Source organism: Sphaerisporangium sp. NPDC005288 (assembly GCF_040607475.1).
Classification (GTDB): Bacteria; Actinomycetota; Actinomycetes; order Streptosporangiales; family Streptosporangiaceae; genus Sphaerisporangium; species Sphaerisporangium rhizosphaerae.
Genome location: NZ_JBEXGT010000082.1, coordinates 1 through 18,843, shown reverse-complemented (window position 1 = coordinate 18,843; position 18,843 = coordinate 1). Strand labels below are relative to the sequence as shown.

Annotated in this window: 15 protein-coding genes and 1 pseudogene; 13 read left to right on the top strand and 3 right to left on the bottom strand. The window is 69.2% G+C overall.

The window, feature by feature from the left end; genetic code table 11:
- Nucleotides 1-227 precede the first annotated feature (227 nt).
- The 6 genes from ABZU32_RS39840 (at nt 228) to ABZU32_RS39815 (ending at nt 7,183) form a co-directional block, all read left to right on the top strand.
- The gene (locus ABZU32_RS39840; RefSeq protein ID WP_354931730.1) at nt 228-893 is read left to right on the top strand and encodes a phenylalanine--tRNA ligase beta subunit-related protein; all 666 of its coding nucleotides are present in this window, start codon (nt 228-230) and stop codon (nt 891-893) included.
- Nucleotides 894-1,268: 375 nt separating this feature from the next.
- The gene (locus ABZU32_RS39835) at nt 1,269-4,988 is read left to right on the top strand and encodes a multifunctional oxoglutarate decarboxylase/oxoglutarate dehydrogenase thiamine pyrophosphate-binding subunit/dihydrolipoyllysine-residue succinyltransferase subunit (RefSeq protein WP_354931727.1); all 3,720 of its coding nucleotides are present in this window, start codon (nt 1,269-1,271) and stop codon (nt 4,986-4,988) included.
- 90 nt (nt 4,989-5,078) lie between these two features.
- Nucleotides 5,079-5,255 carry a DUF6104 family protein gene (locus ABZU32_RS39830; protein ID WP_354852895.1) on the top strand — a complete coding sequence of 59 codons (177 nt, stop codon included), beginning with the start codon at nt 5,079-5,081 and terminating at the stop codon, nt 5,253-5,255.
- Between the two features lie 187 nt (nt 5,256-5,442).
- Nucleotides 5,443-6,276 (top strand): DUF4097 family beta strand repeat-containing protein, encoded by an 834-nt coding sequence (locus ABZU32_RS39825; protein ID WP_354852897.1) that lies wholly within the window; start codon nt 5,443-5,445, stop codon nt 6,274-6,276.
- Nucleotides 6,273-7,028: a helix-turn-helix transcriptional regulator gene (locus ABZU32_RS39820; protein WP_354931724.1), complete on the top strand. Its 756-nt coding sequence runs from the start codon at nt 6,273-6,275 to the stop codon at nt 7,026-7,028. Before ABZU32_RS39825 ends, ABZU32_RS39820 begins: the two co-directional genes overlap by 4 nt.
- Entirely contained in the window at nt 7,025-7,183 is a 159-nt protein-coding gene (locus ABZU32_RS39815) for a hypothetical protein (RefSeq protein WP_354931721.1), read from the top strand. Before ABZU32_RS39820 ends, ABZU32_RS39815 begins: the two co-directional genes overlap by 4 nt.
- Here ABZU32_RS39815 and ABZU32_RS39810 read toward each other — a convergent pair.
- Nucleotides 7,161-8,135: a zinc-binding dehydrogenase gene (locus tag ABZU32_RS39810; protein ID WP_354931718.1), complete on the bottom strand. Its 975-nt coding sequence runs from the start codon at nt 8,133-8,135 to the stop codon at nt 7,161-7,163. The two genes, ABZU32_RS39815 and ABZU32_RS39810, sit on opposite strands and share 23 nt — an antisense overlap.
- 648 nt (nt 8,136-8,783) lie before the next feature.
- Here ABZU32_RS39810 and ABZU32_RS39805 point away from each other — a divergent pair.
- Complete coding sequence (locus ABZU32_RS39805) at nt 8,784-9,647, top strand: Ig-like domain-containing protein (protein WP_354931715.1); 864 nt, start codon at nt 8,784-8,786, stop codon at nt 9,645-9,647.
- Nucleotides 9,648-10,001: 354 nt separating this feature from the next.
- Nucleotides 10,002-10,847, top strand: coding sequence for a L,D-transpeptidase (locus ABZU32_RS39800; RefSeq protein WP_354931712.1), 846 nt, complete (start codon nt 10,002-10,004; stop codon nt 10,845-10,847).
- 406 nt (nt 10,848-11,253) lie between these two features.
- On the opposite strand, the gene ABZU32_RS39795 is transcribed toward ABZU32_RS39800, so the two are convergent.
- Entirely contained in the window at nt 11,254-12,180 is a 927-nt protein-coding gene (locus ABZU32_RS39795; RefSeq protein WP_354931709.1) for an AraC family transcriptional regulator, read from the bottom strand.
- Between the two features lie 264 nt (nt 12,181-12,444).
- On the opposite strand from ABZU32_RS39795, the gene ABZU32_RS39790 reads away from it, so the two are divergent.
- Both ABZU32_RS39790 and nfi read left to right on the top strand, forming a co-directional pair.
- Complete coding sequence (locus tag ABZU32_RS39790) at nt 12,445-12,855, top strand: DUF2000 family protein (protein ID WP_354931706.1); 411 nt, start codon at nt 12,445-12,447, stop codon at nt 12,853-12,855.
- 146 nt (nt 12,856-13,001) lie between these two features.
- Complete coding sequence (gene nfi, locus ABZU32_RS39785) at nt 13,002-13,691, top strand: deoxyribonuclease V (protein ID WP_354931703.1); 690 nt, start codon at nt 13,002-13,004, stop codon at nt 13,689-13,691.
- Nucleotides 13,692-13,789: 98 nt separating this feature from the next.
- On the opposite strand, the gene ABZU32_RS39780 is transcribed toward nfi, so the two are convergent.
- A complete protein-coding gene (locus tag ABZU32_RS39780; protein WP_354931700.1) occupies nt 13,790-14,530 on the bottom strand; it encodes an SSI family serine proteinase inhibitor in 741 nt (246 codons plus the stop codon).
- A gap of 322 nt (nt 14,531-14,852) precedes the next feature.
- On the opposite strand from ABZU32_RS39780, the gene ABZU32_RS39775 reads away from it, so the two are divergent.
- The 3 genes and pseudogenes from ABZU32_RS39775 to ABZU32_RS39765 all read left to right on the top strand — a co-directional run.
- On the top strand, nt 14,853-16,361 hold the full coding sequence (locus ABZU32_RS39775; protein ID WP_354931697.1) for a hypothetical protein: 1,509 nt from the start codon (nt 14,853-14,855) through the stop codon (nt 16,359-16,361).
- A gap of 233 nt (nt 16,362-16,594) precedes the next feature.
- On the top strand, nt 16,595-17,779 hold the full coding sequence (locus tag ABZU32_RS39770; protein WP_354931694.1) for a hypothetical protein: 1,185 nt from the start codon (nt 16,595-16,597) through the stop codon (nt 17,777-17,779).
- A gap of 683 nt (nt 17,780-18,462) precedes the next feature.
- Nucleotides 18,463-18,843, top strand: a pseudogene (locus ABZU32_RS39765) (hypothetical protein); the annotation flags it as partial.

Genomic DNA, 18,843 nt, shown 5'->3' with positions numbered 1-18,843 from the left:
CATCCCTACAACAATTAGTTCGTCTCTGTGGTTTACCGTTGAGCTCTGGCGAGCCCCGCGCGGCGCTGTGGGGGGGGCGCCGCCCGGCGGCGCCTCCCGCCGGCCGGGCTCCCGGACGACGGGCTCCCGGACGACGGCGCCTCCCGCCGGGCGGGCCCGGACGACGGCGCCTCCTACCGGCCGGATGCCGTCACGCCCGCCGCGCGGCCTTGGCTAGGGTGGGCGGCATGATCGGTGCCATCTGGATCGACGAGGCGGTCACCCGTCTGCGGGCGGACTTCCACGTCCTGGCCATCGGCGCGTACGGCCTGCTCAACGGGCCCTCCGACGAGCGCTCCCGCGGGTGGCTGGCCGAGGCGGCGGCCGGCGCCGTCACCCCCGGCCACGAGAACATCCTCGCCTGGCAGGACGCCTACCGCGCGTTCGGCGCCAAGCCCCAGCGCACCCGGCCCTCGGTCGACGCCCTGGTGCGCCGGATGCCGCCTCCGGAGATCAACCTGGTCGTCGACGCCTACAACGCGATCAGCATCCGTCACGTCCTGCCCATCGGCGGCGAGGACCTCGCCCACTACGAGGGCACGGCGCGGCTGGTCCGCGCGAGCGGCGAAGAGCCGTTCGACGCCGTCGAGAAGGGCGAGACGGTCATCGACCACCCCGAGATCGGCGAGGTGGTCTGGCGGGACGACCGCGGCGTCACCTGCCGCAGGTGGAACTGGCGCCAGTGCGTGCGCACCCGCATCACCGAGGACACCGTGGACGCGCTCTTCCTGCTCGAACGGCTGGCGCCGATGTCGCTGGAGGAGCTGGCGGCGTCCGGGGAGGAGCTCTCGGGCCTGCTGCGCGAGATCACGCCCGGCGTGCGCGTGGAGTCCCGGCTGGTCGGCCCCGCCTGAGGTCCTGCCGGCCTGCCTGAGTCCGGCCTGTGTCAGTCCGGCCTGCGCAAGTCCGGCCTGTGCGAGTCCGGCCTGTGCGAGTCCGGTCTGTCTGAGGCCGGCCGGCCCGTCGCGCCTGAGTCCGCTGATCGCCCGCCTGAGTCCGGGTCGGTCCGCGAGGCACGCCTGTGGCGCCGGGGGCAGAGCGAGCATGCCCGGAGGTGAGCATGACCTCACCCCCCGGACTGACTACCCGCGCGTGACCAGTTTGAACGGTCCTGGGATGATCGGGCGTGAGCCCGGCCACAGATAGCACGCGTTACTTCTGCGGGCGAGTAGCCTTGGACAGGTTCTTTATTCAACAACGCCGATCTGCGGAAGAGGGCGATTTCCGCCGTGTCGTCTGAGTCGTCGCGGACAAACCCCATGACCAACTTTGGCCAGAACGAGTGGCTTGTCGACGAGCTGTACCAGAAGTACCTCCAGGACCCCGAGTCTGTCGACCGTGCCTGGTGGAACTTCTTCGCTGATTACAACCCCAACTCCGGCACGAGCCGCGCGCAGGCGCCCGAGGGGTCCAACGGCGCGACGGCCGACGCCACCACGGCGACCGCGACCGCGCCGCCACAGCCCGTGCCGCCGCAGGCGGCGCCGGTGAAGGCCGCTCCGAAGGCCGCTCCCAAGGCCGCCAAGACGACTCCTGCGGCCCCGCAGGCCGCCGACAAGGCCAAGCCCGCGGCGGCGACCCCGTCCGGAGCCGAAGAGGTGCGGCTGCGTGGCGCGGCCGCCCGCACGGCGCAGAACATGGACCTCAGCCTGGCGGTCCCCACCGCCACGAGCGTCCGGGTGGTCCCAGCGAAGCTGCTCATCGACAACCGCATCGTCATCAACAACCACCTGTCGCGCGGTCGTGGCGGCAAGGTGTCCTTCACCCACATCATCGGCTTCGCCATCATCAAGGCGCTGTCGGCGATGCCCGACATGAACCACTCCTACGCCGAGATCGACGGCAAGCCGACGCTGATCAAGCCCGAGCACGTCGGCCTCGGTCTCGCCATCGACGTGCAGAAGAGCGACGGCAGCCGCCAGCTCCTCGTCCCGTCGATCAAGAAGGCCGAGTCGCTGGACTTCCGCCAGTTCTGGACGGCCTACGAGGAGATCGTCCGCAAGGCGCGCGGCGGCAAGCTCGGCGTCGACGACTTCGCGGGCACCACGATCAGCCTCACCAACCCCGGCACCATCGGCACCGTCCACTCGGTCCCCCGCCTGATGCCCGGCCAGGGCACGATCATCGGCGTCGGCGCGATGGAGTACCCGGCCGAATACCAGGGCGCCTCCCCCGAGACGCTCAACCGCCTGGCGGTCAGCAAGGTCATGACGCTGACCAGCACCTATGACCACCGCATCATCCAGGGCGCCCAGTCCGGCGACTTCCTGCGGCGCATCCACCAGCTCCTGCTCGGCCAGGACGGCTTCTACGACGAGATCTTCCAGTCGCTGCGCATCCCCTACGAGCCGGTCCGCTGGGTCCAGGACATCTCGGCCACGCACGACGACGACGTCGCCAAGTCGGCCAGGGTCATCGAGCTGATCCACGCCTACCGCGTGCGCGGCCACCTCATGGCCGACACCGACCCGCTCGAGTACAACCAGCGCAAGCACCCCGACCTCGACATCAAGTCGCACGGCCTCACGCTGTGGGATCTCGAGCGCGAGTTCGCCACCGGCGGTTTCGGCGGCAAGCCGCTGATGAAGCTGCGCGACATCCTCGGCGTGCTGCGCGACTCCTACTGCCGCACGGTCGGCATCGAGTACATGCACATCCAGAACCCCGAAGAGCGGGCCTGGATCCAGAGCAAGGTCGAGAAGCCGCACGGCAGGGTGAGCCGCGAGGAGCAGCTGCACATCCTGCGCCGGCTCAACACCGCCGAGGCGTTCGAGACCTTCCTGCAGACCAAGTACGTCGGCCAGAAGCGCTTCTCGCTGGAGGGCGGCGAGTCGCTGATCCCGCTGCTCGACTCGGTGCTCAGCGACGCGGCCGAGGAGGAGCTCGACGAGGTCGTCATCGGCATGGCCCACCGCGGCCGGCTGAACGTCCTGGCCAACATCGTCGGCAAGTCCTACGCCCAGGTGTTCGGCGAGTTCGAGGGCAACCTCGACCCGCGCAGCGCCCACGGCTCGGGCGACGTGAAGTACCACCTCGGCGCGTCGGGCGACTTCACCACGCCCAGCGGCAAGAAGATCGCCGCGTCCGTGGTGGCCAACCCGTCCCACCTGGAGGCCGTCGACCCGGTGCTCGAAGGCGTCGTGCGCGCCAAGCAGGACCTGCTCGAGCGCGGCGAGGAGGGCTTCACCGTCCTGCCGGTGCTCGTGCACGGCGACGCCGCGTTCGCCGGCCAGGGCGTCGTGGCCGAGACCCTGCACCTGTCGCAGCTGCGCGGCTACCGCACGGGCGGCACGGTGCACGTCGTGGTGAACAACCAGGTCGGCTTCACCACCTCGCCCGCCTCCTCCCGGTCCAGCGTGTACGCCACGGACGTGGCCCGCATGATCCAGGCGCCGATCTTCCACGTGAACGGCGACGACCCCGAGGCCGTGGTCCGCGTGGGCCACCTGGCCTACGAGTACCGCAAGAAGTTCCGCAAGGACGTCGTCATCGACCTGGTGTGCTACCGCCGCCGGGGCCACAACGAGGCCGACAACCCGAGCTTCACCCAGCCGCTGATGTACGACCTGATCGACGCCAAGCGGTCGATCCGCAAGCTCTACACCGAGGCGCTGATCGGCCGGGGCGACATCACGGTGGAGGAGGCCGAGCAGGCGCTCCGCGACTACCAGGAGCAGCTCGAGCGGGCCTTCACCGAGACCCGCGAGGCCGGCAGGAAGCCGCTGGAGCCGGGCGCGGTCGTCAAGCCCGCCCCCGACGAGGTGGTGCCGTGGTCGCACGACGACACCCCGACGGGCATCTCCGAGGAGACGATCAAGCGGGTCGTCGAGACCCAGCTCACCCTGCCCGAGGGCTTCACGGTCCACCCCCGCCTGGCCCCGGTGCTCCAGCGCCGCGGCCAGATGGTGACCGAGGACGCCATCGACTGGGCCATGGGCGAGACGCTGGCCTTCGGCTCCCTGCTGATCGACGGCCACCCGGTGCGCCTGGTCGGGCAGGACTCCCGCCGGGGCACCTTCGGCCAGCGGCACGCCGTGCTGGTCGACCGGGTCACCGGTGAGGACCACACGCCGCTGAAGAGCTTCAACCAGGGCACCACGAAGTTCTACGTCTACGACTCCCTGCTGTCGGAGTTCGCGGCGATGGGCTTCGAGTACGGCTACAGCGTCGTGCGCCCGGACGCCCTGGTGGCCTGGGAGGCGCAGTTCGGCGACTTCGCCAACGGCGCCCAGTCGATCATCGACGAGTTCATCTCCTCCAGCGAGCAGAAGTGGGGCCAGCGCTCCGCGGTCGTGCTGCTGCTGCCGCACGGCTACGAGGGGCAGGGCCCCGACCACTCCTCGGCCCGCATCGAGCGGTTCCTGCAGATATGCGCGCTGGACAACATGACGGTCGCCCAGCCGACGACGCCGGCGAACTACTTCCACCTGCTGCGCTGGCAGGTGGTGTCGAACCGCCGCAGGCCGCTGATCGTCTTCACGCCGAAGTCACTGCTGAGGCACAAGGCGGCGTCCTCGGCGAGCGCCGAGTTCACCTCCGGCGCGTTCCGCCCGGTGATCGGCGACGCCACCGTCACCCCGTCGGACGTCCGGCGCGTGGTGCTCTGCTCCGGCAGGGTGTACTACGACCTGGCGAACGCCCGTGACAAGCAGCAGCGCACGGACGTGGCGGTCGTCCGGCTCGAGCGGCTCTACCCGTTCCCGGCCGAGGAGCTGCGGGCCGAGCTGTCCCGCTACGGCTCCGACGTCGAGCTGATCTGGGCACAGGACGAGCCGACCAACATGGGCCCGTGGCCGTACCTCACGCTGAAGCTCACCGAGGACCCCGGCCTGCTCGACGGGCGGCGGCTGCGCCGGGTGTCGCGTGCGGCCAACTCCTCCCCGGCGGCCGGCTCGCACGCCGCGCACGACGCCGAGCTGGAGCACATCGTCACCGAGAGCCTCGGCTGACGGGACGCGCCGTCACCTGCGTCATCGGAGTCCCCCACAGGCGTTCTGTGGGGGACTTCCCCATATATCCGCACATGCAGGAGAGTTGCGATGTACTTCACTGACAGGGGCATCGAAGAGCTGGTCGAGCGACGCGGCGAGGAGGAGGTCGGCATCACCTGGCTGGCCGAGCGGCTGCGCGAGTTCGTCGATCTCAACCCCGAGTTCGAGATTCCCGTCGAGCGCCTGGCCACCTGGCTCGCCCGCCTGGACGACGAGGACGACTGACCACGGCCCGCCTCGGCCGGCGCCTTTCAGCGTGCCTGCCGGCGTGTGCTCCCGGCGTCCTTCAGGCGGGCTCGGCCTGCTCTCGCCGCGCTTCCGCCACGCTTCGGGCGTACTTCTGGTGCACTTCCAGCGTACTCTCAAAACGCGATACATCTTGACTTCTGCCTGACGAGATATATCGTGTTCCGTGGAAGGCAACCACGACCAGCCGTCGAAGGACGAGGCCATGCCCAAATGGACCATCGACAAGCCGGAGAAGCTGACGTTCGAGGCGGTGAGCGAGCTGAGCGTCCGCATCGTCGCCGGCCGGCTCGCCGTGCTCGCCAGCGACGGGCCACCGACCCTAGAAGTGAGCGACATCGACACGCCACCGCTGATCGTCGAGCAGGACGACGACGGCCGGCTCACCGTGGCCTACAAGGACCTCACCTGGGACGGCATCCTCGGGTGGCTGCGGCCTGGCCGGCGCGACACGACACTGACCCTCACCCTCCCCAAGGAGTGTCCCGTCCAGGCCGGGGTGATCTCGGCCTCCGCGGTCGTCGCCGGCTTCGAGAGGCGCACCAACGTCAAGAGCGTCTCCGGTGAGATCGTGCTGGACGGCGTCAGCGGCGAGATCGAGGCCGAGACCGTGTCCGGCGCGGTCGAGAGCCGGGGCCTGGCCGGCGACCTGTCGTTCACCAGCGTCGCCGGCGAGCTGACCGTGGCCGGCGGCACCCCGCGCCGCCTGCGCGCCAACACCGTGTCCGGCCGCATCACCGCCGACCTGGAGCTGCCGCCCACCGGCCACGTCACCCTGCACAGCGTCTCGGGGTCCATCGTCGTGCGGCTGCCCGGGGCGGTCGACGCCGATGTCTCCCTGCGCTCGACCTCCGGCCGGCTGAACAGCGCGTTCACCGGCCTCGGCACCACCAGCCGCCCAGGCGCCAAGTCGGTGTCCGGCCGGCTCGGCGGAGGCATGGCCTCCCTGTCGGCGTCCACCGTGTCGGCCGATGTGACCCTTCTGAGGAGAGAGCAGTGAGCCCCGTTTTCGCCCATGGACGCCTCCGGTTGTACCTGCTCAAGCTGCTGGAGGAGAGCCCGCGGCACGGCTACGAGGTGATCCGCCTGCTGCAGGACCGCTTCCTCGGCGTGTACTCGCCCTCTCCCGGCACCATCTACCCCAGGCTCGCGCGCCTGGAGGAGGAGGGCCTGGTCACCCACGAGCTCGTGGACGGCAAGAAGGTCTTCACGATCACCGACAAGGGCCGGGCCGAGCTGGAAGCCCGCATGGACGAGCTCGCCGAGCTGGAGCAGGAGATCTCCCAGTCCGTCCGCGACATCGCCCGCGAGGTCAAGGAGGACGTCCGCGACACCGTGCGGTCCCTGCGCGACGAGCTGACCCAGATGGCCCGCGAGGTGCGCCAGACCGGCCAGGAGGAACACCGGCAGGCCAAGGAGGACGCGCGCACGGTCAGGGAGGACTACCGCCAGGCCTGGCGTGAGCAGAAGCAGGTATGGAAGGAGCAGAAGCAGGAGTTCGAACGCCAGAAGCGGGTCTGGAAAGAGGAGACCCAGCGCTGGAAGCAGGACTGGCTGCGCGGCGCCTGGGGCGGCGCCTGGCAGGGACACGGCTCCCGTGACCGCGACGCCGAGCTCGGCCGCATGCTGGCGGAGTTCGTCGAGGAGATCCGCGGCGCCGCGGCGGCGTCCTCGGTGACCGAGGAGACCCTCGCCACCGCCCAGGACGCCCTGTACGAGGCCGCCACCCGCATCCGCTCCACGCTCCGATGATGATCCTGTACGGCTTCCGCCCCCCGTTGCTCCGTCTCGGCGGCCACGCTCAACCGTGCGCGCCGTGGGAGGAGACGCCGGAAGCCGTCCAGCAGGACGAGGCCGCCGAGCGGGACGGCCTCGCCGCGTGCCTCATCGGCCCGTGGGCGGCGTGAAGACCACCTTTCCGAACACCTCGCCGTGCTCCAGCGCGGCGAACCCCTCCGGCGCGCGGTCGAGCGGCAGCACGCGGTCCACGATGGGACGCACGCCGGTCTGCACGAGGAACGTGGCGAGCCGGCCGAGCTGGTCGCGCGTCCCCATGGTCGAGCCGACCACCGAGAGCTGCAGGAAGAACACGCGGTTCAGGTCGGCCGGCGGCACAGCGCCGCTCGTGGCGCCGGAGACCACGATGCGCCCGCCGGGGCGCAGCGACTTCAGGGAGTGGTCCCAGGTGGCCTGCCCCACCGTCTCCATCACCGCGCCGACGCGCTCGGGCAGCCGGGCCCCCGGGGCGAACACCTGGTCGGCGCCGAGCTCCAGCGCTCTGGCGCGCTTGTCCTCCGAGCGGCTGGTCGCCCACACCCGGTAGCCGCCCGCGCGGCCGAGCGCGATGAGCGCGGTGGCGACCCCGCCTCCGGCGCCCTGGACGAGCACGGTGGAGCCCGGCTCCAGCCCCGACTTCTCGAAGAGCATCCGGTAGGCGGTCAGCCACGCCGTCGGCAGGCAGGCGGCCTCCTCGAACGAGAGCCCGGCCGGCTTGGGCACCAGGTTGGCGCGCGGGACGACGACCCGTTCGGCGAACGTGCCGTCGTGGCTCTCCGACAGCAGCGAGCGCTTGGGGTCCAGCGTCTCGTCCCCCTGGACCGGGGTGCCGATCACCGAGTGGACGATGACCTCGTTGCCGTCCTCGTCCACGCCGGCGGCGTCGCAGCCGAGCACGATGGGGAGCCGGTCCTGGCGGATGCCGACGCCCCTGAGCGTCCAGAGGTCGTGATGGTTGAGCGCGGTCGCCTTCACGGTGACCACGGCCCATCCGCCGGGGACCTCCGGCTCGGGCCGCTCGCCGAGGGTGAGACCGGCGAGCGGGTTGTCTGGGTCGGTGCTTGTGCATGTCACGGCGAACATGGCGGCACCCTACCCCCGGGGCGGGCCCCGTCCCCTTCCCGCCACCCCCTGTCCACGGCCCTCCTCGGCCGTCCACGTCGCCGGCGCGGGCTCCTCGTCGACACGGCGGAGGAAACCGGCGGCACTCCGCGAATTCCCGGAAAGGCGTCCTTGGCGGCATCCAATCCGCTACGCCGTTATCGCCGACGCCTCCGGCGATTATCGGAACAAGGCGGCAATCCCGGACGAAATACCGTACGCACATGGGGCGGCGCGCCCACGTCCCGGGAAATTTACGCGGCGCCACTGAACCGCTGATGCGGGTCGTCCGTTTTTTACCTGGAGTCGATTTCCGCGCTGGGACAGGGCTTCCGACGTGCGGGTACCTCGGAAGGCTGTCCGACTTATCACGAAAAAAGAGTGAGTAGCGGGCCACTATTTTTTACAGTTACTCCGCCGCTTGCGCGAATCTCCCGCATGTCGGACAACGGTATCGAGGTCGACCATGAGTAGGGTCGGACATGCAGGCGCGCCAGCATCGAGGTGCTCCTTTACTTTGAACTGCAAAAAGAAAAGGACCGCTTTATGATAGACGTCGGTCACCCACGGTCTCTCCAACGTAATGTCGGTCGTTCATGGCTGACGGCAGCTCTCACGGGCGCTCTCGCGATGGGCGCGCTCGCCGCGGCACCCAGCAGTGCGAGCGCGAGCACCGCCCCGCAGGCCCTCGGCACGCAGGCGGCATCCCTGCTTCCCGCCGGGCCCGTGAAGCCCGGGTTCTCCGTCACCGTACGGCGGGCCACCGCGACGACCACGACATTGACCTCGTCGCACAACCCGTCCCGGCGGGGCGAGTCGGTCACCTTCACCGCCTCGGTGACGGCGACCGGCACCACCATCCTCCCGACCGGCAGGGTCGTCTTCAAGAACGGCACCGTGGAGCTCGGCACCGCCGACCTGCTCACCGGCGGCCGCGCGACGCTGACGACCACCACCCTGGCCGAGGGAACCCACACCATCTCCGCCCAGTACCTGGGCAACACCGCCTTCGACCCCAGCCCCATCGCGACGCTCGTCCAGCGGGTCGAGGCCGACCGGAAAGACGACGGCAAGAAGGACGACGGCAAGAAGGAAGCCCAGAAGTCCGACCACGACGACGACTGGGAGGACGAGGACGAGCCGAGGACCACCCGGCATGACGACGACGACGAGCACCAGTGCCGCCGTCTGAGGAACGCCGAGGAGCGCCACGGCATCTCGGCACACCACACCAAGGAGGAGTGGGAGAACCTGCGCCGCCGCTGCGACAGGTGGTGGCACGACCGCAACGACCACACCGTGCTGGTCGACAGGGGCATCCGCCGGCACATCGAGGGCTGGTTCGACCACGGCGGCGGTCACCGCGAGTACTGGGACAACCACCGTCACAAGTGGGTGCCCGAGCACCACGAGCACCACGAGAAGCGCTACCACCAGAAGCACTACAAGAAGGAGCGGCCGCGGCCGGTCCAGCATTTCGCCGTGACGGGTTGATCCACCGTCCCGGGGCCACGAGGGCCCGTCCGCAATCCCGGACGGGCCCTCCGGCTCGCCCCCACCCACCCCCACCGCACCCGATAACGCCGCCGTCACTCACCACCACCGCCACCGCGCACCCTCAGCCACCCACGATCACCGCCACCGCGCCCGATCACCGCCGCCGCCCCGCCACCCGATCACCGCCACCGGGCCCGATCACCGCCACCATCACCCACCACCCACCACCCATCACCCATCACCCATCACTAGCGTCACCGCGCACCATCACCCACCACCCACGATCACCACCACCGCCCACCGGTCCGCCGAACCGCGAAGAGCAGCAGCCAGTACCTTCACGGGGGTCCCATGTACGTCCGCCGCCGATCCACCCGCACCGTCCTCGTCATCGCCGCGGTGGTCACCACGGTCCTGCTGAGCGTGGCCATGCTGGTGATCGTCACCAACTGGAAGTTCGACCGCGAGCTCGCCACCCCGCCCGCACCCACTCCGGCCAAGCCCATCCCGCCGGCGAAGGTGACCACGGCCCAGCTCGCCGCCCTGCCCAGGTCGACGACGTGGACGACGGTCAGCGAGGCCGAACCCGACTCTCAGCCCTTCGCGGCCAACGACGGCCTGGTCGTCCACCCGCGCGCCCAGAAGGTGGTCTACGCCGAACCCGGCGGCCCGGCGATCGCCGTCCTCCCCACCACCCAGCTCGACAACCCGACCTGGCTCCCGGTCGTCGAGACGCGCCCCGGCTGGATGCGCGTCCTGCTCCCCAGCAGGCCCAACGGGTCCACCGGCTGGATCCACACCGGCGACGGCAAGACCAAGGAGTCCCACAGCCCCTACCAGGTGCGCATCGACCTGTCGGACCGCAGGCTCGCCGTGTTCAAGGACGGCCAGGAGACCGGATCGTGGCAGGTAGGCATCGGCACCGACCAGACCCCCACCCCCGTCGGCCGCACCTTCCTGCTCGCCGCCCTCTCCCCTTCCGGCGTGTCCTACAGCCCGGTGATCCTGCCGCTCGGCTCGCACTCGGAGAAACTGAAAACCTACGACGGCGGCCCCGGCACCGTCGGCCTGCACGGCTGGCCCGACAAGAGCGTCTTCGGCCACGCCGTCTCCCACGGCTGCGTCCGCCTCCCCAAACCCGCCCTCGACGCCGTGACCCACCTCCCCCTAGGCACCATGATCATCATCAACGACTGACGTGAACAGGACCGCCGCACCCGGCGCCATCCGTCCCCGCCCAATGCCCCAACAACGAGACAGGACCCACGCCCCCACGACAGGACACCACCCGGCGAGCCCTCCCACCACACCCACCCCGGACACGCTCACTCCGACGCCCCGCCAGCGCGACATGACACGGTGAATCCGACCCACCTACCACCCGGGGAGCCCGACACCACACCCACCCTGTGCTCGCTCATTCCGGCGCCGCGACGGCGGGACGTGGTGCGGTGAAGCCGACCCACACACCACCCGGCGACCCCGACACCACACCCACCCTGTGCTCGCTCATTCCGGCGCCGCGACGGCGGGACGTGGTGCGGTGAAGCCGGCGCCGTTCGCGGTGAAGCGCCGGCACTCCGTCAGGGAGCCGGGTCCCGGGTCATTGGAGCGGGCCCGCTTCACGATAGGCGGCGGGAGTCACTCCGTAACAGCGGGTGAACCAGCGGGTGAGGTGGCTCTGGTCGGTGAAGCCGGTCGTCGCCGCGACGTCCGCCGCAGAGCAGCCCTGGGCGAGCAGCCTGCGTGCCGCGCGCAGCCGGAGCTGGCGCTGGTAGTCACTGGGCGCCATGCCGTACGCCTCCCGGAAGGACCGGTACACGGCGAACCGGCTGCGCCCTGTGGCGACGGCCAGGTCACTCGCCGACACCGCGCCCGCCTCCAGGTCGTGCAACAATTCCCGCACAACCCGCGCCGTCCTCCGGCCATCACCCCCTGCCATACCGGCCATCTCGCGCTCGGCCGGTCCCGCCATGCCGCTCGCACTCGGCCGTGGCGTCCCGCGGCCGGGAAGATCGCGACCCCGTCCACCGCCGTACAGCGGCACGAGCCTGGGCCCTGCCTGCCTTGCCACGGCTACCACCACGGAGTCGAGCAACTCCTCCCGCCGCAGCGGCGTCGCGTCCGCGTCGCCCACCAGGGCCTCGTGAAGCCGGCGCAACCGTCCGGCGAGCACGGCATCGTCCACGACCGGCTCGGTGAACAACGGCAGCCCCGCCCTCCGCCCGGCCGCCTCCCCCAGTACCTCGGCGACCAGGTCGGGCCCGATGTGCACCATCCGGTAGGTGAAGCCCACCTCGTCGGCCGCGTGCCCGTCGTGCGGGTCGTCGGGATTGAACACCATGACCATGCCTGCCGCGCTGGTACGGGCCTCGCCCCGGCAGGTGAAGTGCTGGGCCCCCTCCTCGGTCATCCCGAAGGAGTAGGTCTCGTGGCTGTGCCGATGGTAGACGTGCCGCTCGAAGTGCGCGTGCATCGCCTCCAACGGCCGATCGGCCGCCCGCCAGTACCGCGACCAGTCCCCTCCCATGCCCTCCATTCTGACCACACACCCGACCACACGCAGGCCACCGCGACGTCCGCCGACACCCGCATGTCGCCCATCCGTGCCAACGCCCGCATGTCGACCGCCCGCGCCGACACGCGCATCACGACCGTCCGTACCGACCCCCCGCACCGCCGAACGACACCGGGTACACACCGCCGCACCGCCGAATGGCACCGGGGCCGACACCCCGCGCCGGCCGCACCGGCGTACAAGACGCGAGCCCCGACCCTCGCCAAGCTGCTCAGCATGCGTTTCGACACGAAGATCGCCATCGTCGTCCGGGAGGACCTGGCCGTCTGGCAGAAGCTCAACGTGACCGCGTTCCTGGCGAGCGCCGTCGCCGCGGCCTCCGAGGAGACCATCGGCGAGCCGTACGCGGACGCCTCCGGCAACGCCTACCTCGCCATGTTCCGCCAGCCGGTCCTGGTCTACGCCGCCGACGCCGAGGGCCTCACCCGTACCCACACCAGAGCCCTCGCCCGGGCGATCCCCACAGCCGTCTACATCGAGGACATGTTCAAGACCGGACACGACGAAGCCAACCGCGCCACCGTCCAGGCCCACCCCGCCGAGACCCTCCCCCTGGTAGGCCTCGCCCTCCACGCCCCCAAGAACCTCCTCGACAAGACCCTCAAGGGCCTGTCCCTCCACCCCTGACCCGCGTGGTCTCCGATCCCGGCGCAAGCCGCGAGACCGGTTACGTCCGCCGGTAGCATCAAACGGACCGGCGTCGAGGCGTCGACGTCGTGGACGCCGCGCCGCCGCTCGCCTTCGACCGCCTCAACCTGGCACCCTGACGTGACGTGAACCCTCGGGAACCCTGGCCCACCAGCGCGGCAGAGGCCACCGCCGTCCAGTCGAGACTCCGGCATCGCGTCACCGACACCGGTCCCGGCCTCCACCAGATCAGGCGCCTGGCCGGCCTCGACGTCACCTACAGCAAGGACGACGACCGGCTCGTCGCCGCCGTGGTCGTACTCGACGCGGCCACGCTGGAGGTGCGGGACGTCGTCGTGCAGGAGGACAGACCGAGGTTCCCCTACCTCCCCGGCCTGTTCTCCTTCCGGGAACTCCCCCCGCTTCTCACCGCTCTGGAGAAGGTCGACCCTCTGCCTGACCTGCTGATGTGCGACGGCCACGGCATGGCGCACCCACGCAGATTCGGTCTCGCCTGCCATCTCGGCGTGGTGACGGGACTACCGACGATCGGCGTCGCCAAGCAGGCTCTCATCGGCCGCTACGACGAACCGGGACCGTCGCGAGGAGACCGGTCACCACTGACCGACGAGGGCGAGGTGATCGGAACCGTCCTCAGAACCGCCGACCACGTCAAACCGGTATACGTCTCCATCGGCCACCTGACGAGCCTGCAAACCGCATGCGACGTGACCCTGAACAGCACGCCCCACTACCGCCTCCCCAATCCAATACGCCTGGCCGACCAAGCCTCAAGACACACCCTGAGGTCCCGACAAGGCCACTCCTCCGGATGACTCCCCGGCCTCCCCCAGCACCTCGGCAGCCGACTCCGCCACCTCGATCGAGGCATCCCCAGCGGTCCGACAGGACTGTACGGAGTACATCCTCACTGTCAGAAGTCGAAGACGGGGCCGGCTGTGGCTTTGAGTTCGCAGCGGTTGGTGAAGGTGCGCTCGTAGGACAGACGGCCGCTGTCCCAGAGGCCGGCTGCGTAGACGGTGACCGGGTCGTACTCCTTGCCGCACTTGGCGCCCGGCGAGACGTTCAGGTCGTTGAGGTTCGCCCCGACGTGCTCCAGTTGCTTGCAGGCGTCGGCGGCCTTGGGGTGGGAGCCCGCGGTCGGGCCGCACAGGAGCAGAACCGCCTTGTCCGCGGGCGTCGGCGACTCGCCTCGCGCGACCGCGATGAGCAGGACGCGGCTGACCCCCTTGGCCGGGGCCGAGTTCAAGGAAGCCGCATTGCCGAGGTCCGCGTTGGACGCAGCCGCGTCGGGCGGAGCGGCGTTGGCGGCGACTCCGGGCCCGGACGCGTTCCGAGAAGCGGAAGAGGATCCCGGCGGCGCCGGCGCGTGGGGACCCAGGGTCGTTTCCTCCAGGGCCATCCAGGAGAGAAGGTGGGCGGCCGGGCCGCCGGGGAGGGGGTGGGGAACGGCACCGGTGGCGACCGGCCCGGCGCCGGGGACAGGGCCGAGGAGGTCGTTGTGCTCGCCACCGGGCAGCAGGCCCAGGATCGTGCCGGAGATGGGGCGGGGGATGACGACGAGGTCGCGCTCACTCATGGGCGTCGGCGACAGGGCCGCGGCCGTGCTCAGCAGCAGGACGGCGCAGGTCAGACCCAGTGCAAGGCGTCGCATGGCAGATCCCCCGATCTCTCGTGTGACGGTGGGCGGTCGGCTTCCTCCCGCCTTGTGGTCGGCGTTCCTCTCCTCGCGGCGTCACCCGCTCGTCCGGGGAGCGGCGATCGGGCCTCAGGTCGCCCTGAGCCCTCGATCAACGAGCGGACTTCGACGTATCAGGTATCTCTCCGGTTCCACCGGTTTCATAACAACCAGATAACACACGCATGCTTTTGTCCGGTTTTGGGGTCGATGGTCAAGATCGGCGGAGTACGGTCGTCGAGTCTCTTTACGTACGCATGGGTCCTTCCCGGGCAACCCATGACATAGAAGGAGCTCAATGAACACCCGAGCAAGGCACCTGATCCTCCCTCTCGGTGGCGCCCTCATCGCCACCGGCATGATCGGTGCGACCCTCACCACCTCCGCCGGCGCCGAGACGAAGCCGACCCCGGTGAAGTCCGGAAAGCTGGCGAACAACGGGACCGACGCGAAGGCCATCGCGGGCGCCTGGACCCCCAGCAAGCTCAAGGCTGCGACGCACTACAACGAGGACTCCTCGCTGTCGGCGAAGCTGAAGGCGAGCACGAGCAAGGCCTCCGCCGACGGCAAGGCCGGCTCCATCGCCCCGACCGGTGACGGTGACAAGACCGCCGGCACGTCGAAGAACGTCAACCTGCCGACCAACGTCGGCAAGGTGTTCTTCCAGGTCGACGGCAAGCCGTACTGGTGCTCCGGCACCTCCGTTCAGTCGAAGTACCACAACCTGGTCGCCACGGCCGGGCACTGCGTGTACGACACGGACGCGAACAAGTACGTCGACAACTTCGTCTTCATCCCCGGCTACTACCAGGGCAAGGCGCCGTGGGGCATCTACGTCGGCGGGAAGGTCAACCTCCACAGTGACTTCACTGTGTACGAGGACTACGACTACGACTACGCCTTCGTCAACGTCTACAACGGCATCAAGCAGACCGGCGAGAAGACCGTCGACAAGGCGACCTTCGACGCGTACAAGGGTCCGAAGTGGGCCAAGGACGTCGAGATCACCAAGGACGAGTACCAGAAGAAGGTCGACGAGAAGGGCGGCGAGACCGCCGACGCCTGGTCCAAGTCGACCGGCTCCGAGACCGTCCTCCCCTGGGGCACCGCCGGCGGCCAGAAGGTCCTGAAGGAAGTCACCAAGGACGATTACGACAAGGCCCCCGCGGTCAACTCCAAGCAGAATTACGCCAAGGCCCCCGCCAAGACCGCGACCGAGTACGTGGACGAGGTCACCTACAACAGCTACAAGGGCCCCGGCTACAAGAAGATGGTGGACTCGGCCTACACCATCACCCACTACTTCGTGAAGTACTGGGTGAAGAAGACGACCACGGTCAAGTACTACAAGACCGTGTTCACCATCAAGACCTTCGTGGACGCCGGCCGTCTCGGCGACAACGTCGGTGGCCAGGGCTTCACCTGGAACCGCAGCACGAAGGCGAAGCAGTTCAGCTTCGGCTACCCGACCGCTTCGCACCTCGACGGCAACAAGGCCTACACCGGCGAGACCATGAAGTGGTGCTACGGCCAGACCGCGGCCGCCCCAGCCGTGGCCAAGTACAAGGCCGAGGAGCAGCTCGCCATCAAGTGCGCCTTCACTCCCGGCGCCACCGGCGGCCCGTTCCTGATCGTGTACAAGAACGCCAACCGCACCGGCTACCTCAACGGCGTTGTGAGCCTGACCCTCGACACCGACGGCAACGGCCGGTACGACCACATCACCACGCCGTACTTCAACAGCGACACCTACGGCGTCTACAAGTCCGCCGCCAACCAGTGGACCGGCAAGCTTACGACGAGCTGACGGTCTCCACGGCACCGTAGGGGGCCCGGGCGCATGCCCGGCCCCCTACCGGGGCAGTCCTACGACCCCCGCCCTTCCCCATAACGAAGTGAACCCAGGTCGGCCAAGTACCGTGCCACCCGGCAAATGATCTGGAAAAATCGCCCTTCACTGTTGTCTGCCGACGTCTGACCCCTGGAAGGTACGAAATGCCCCCCCGAGCGAAGCGGCTCGCGCTCACATTCTGCGGCGCGTTGGCTGCCGCGAGTGTGATCCTTTCCGCAGGCGCGGGATCGGCCGGAGCACTGGCGAACGCCCGCTCCGCGCCCGCCGGCATCACCTCCGTCCCCCTGGCGCAGAACGACGCCGACAACCAGAAAGTCGTCGACTGGTGGACCCCCGACCGGTTGAAGCGCGCCAGCAGCTACGCGCCGCAGACATCGGCGGCCAATCCCGGGTCGACCCCCGCCCCCTCCGCGACCGCCGCCCCCAGCCGGGCCGCCGCCGCGAAGGGGCCTGGTAACGCCACCCCCGTGGTGAGAACGGCCACGGCCGAGGCGGGCAGGACGGCCACGGCCCCGGCGACGACCACGACGGTGTCCGGCGTCGTCCCCCCGAAGGCCGCGCCCAAGACGGTGAACTCGCGTAACGTCAATCTGCCGCCGACGGTGGGCAAGGTGTTCTTCCGCAACGGCACCACCGAGTACTGGTGCTCGGCCTCGTCCGTGCACTCGAAGTACGGCAACGTCGTCGCCACCGCCGGGCACTGCGCGTACGACGTCAAGAACGGCAAGCCGGTCGAGTACTGGATCTTCATCCCGTCTTACGCCGACGGCAAGACCCCCTACGGCATCTACGTCGGCCACACGCTGTACCTCAACGACACCTACTCCGCCACGGGCGACTTCGACTTCGACTACGCGTTCGTCACCGTCCACCGGGGCTACAGGTGGGACCCGGACTACGACGCGAGCGGCATCCAGAAGAAGGACGCCAAGGGCCTGCCGATGTACAAGCGCGTCGGCACCGGGGTGCTGGAGAAGAACGTCGGCGGTCAGGGCTTCGCCTGGAACAAGGGGTACACCGTCGCCGCGTACGCGTTCGGCTACCCGGCCGGCCCGCATCCCAACGGCACCCGCCCCTTCGACGGGCGCACCATGGAGTCCTGCCTCACCCGCGCCACCAAGAAGATCTCCTCTCCGAAGTGGGAGCTGAACGGCGGCGTGATGTTCCGGGGTTGCGCGTTCACGGCCGGCGCCAGCGGCGGCCCCTGGGTGATCAAGTACAGCCAGCTCCGGCGCATCGGGTACCTGAACGGCGTCAACAGCCTGACGTGGGACCTCGACGGCGACGGTCGCTATGACGGCGTGTCCTCGCCGTACTTCGACAAGGCGACCTACCTGGTGTACTCCTACGCATCCCGGCAGAAGACCGCCTGAGTCCGGCGCTCCCTCCCGGTTGCCGGGTCTGCACCTGACTCGACGCCCCGGCCGGCCGAGTTCGATCGGGGTGACCGTTCAACGTCCGCAGCCCGGTGACGGCCGGTTCCGGAGATCACCGAGCGCCTCTGCTCTCCGCATGCCGCCTCTGTACTCACGGAAGCCCCCGCCTTGACCCATCGGACGGCCGCGGGCCCCTCAGGCCGACGACCACAGTGGGTGGGGGCGACTGGAGGGAATTGCCGCATTTGTCGCAGCCCCGGAACGAATGTTCCGGGGCTTGGTCCGTTCCAGAGCGTGATGCAGGTGAACCTATGGGCGTTTTGCCGTATTTGTCTAGATCGTCGGCCCCTTAGACGTAGCCACCCGCCCGATCGGCTCCCCTGGTTCCGTGTGATCTGCGTCACACGACCTCAGATCGGGTCAAGCCGCGGTTGACCATCGTCACAGCGGTACCAATGGTCACATAGGCACCCTGATCTGGGCAAACATGGAGGTCGCACGAAGATTCTGACAGCGAGAGTCGGCTCGTCCGCCGATCACAGAAAGATCACGTAGGACGAAGCCCCAAAATCGTCACGATTCCGGTTACCGCGCCCAAGATCTTCTCTGTATCTTCATGGCTATCCCTTTACTGACGCATGGAGCGCAGGAAGCGTTCCACGCCAGCCCAAGGAGTTCCCTTGAACACCCGAGTCAAGCGTCTCGCCCTCCCGCTTGGTGGCGCCATCGCCGCCACCAGCATGATCGGCGCCACCCTGGTCACCTCCGCCAACGCGGCCACCGCGCCGGCGAAGAAGACCGTGTCCCTGGCCTCCGCCAGCAGCGCGCAGAAGATCGTGAGCTACTGGAAGTCCAACGGTGGCGCGAACCTGAAGGCCGCCGCGCAGTTCACCGGCGCCGAGCAGACCAACCAGAAGATCAAGCTCGGTGGCGGCGACGCCAAGCCTGACGGCAAGGCCGGCGTTGTCGCGCCGATCGGCCAGGAGAAGGTCACCCCGACCAAGGTCAAGAACGTCAACCTGCCCAAGACCATCGGCAAGGTGTTCTTCACGGTCGGTGAC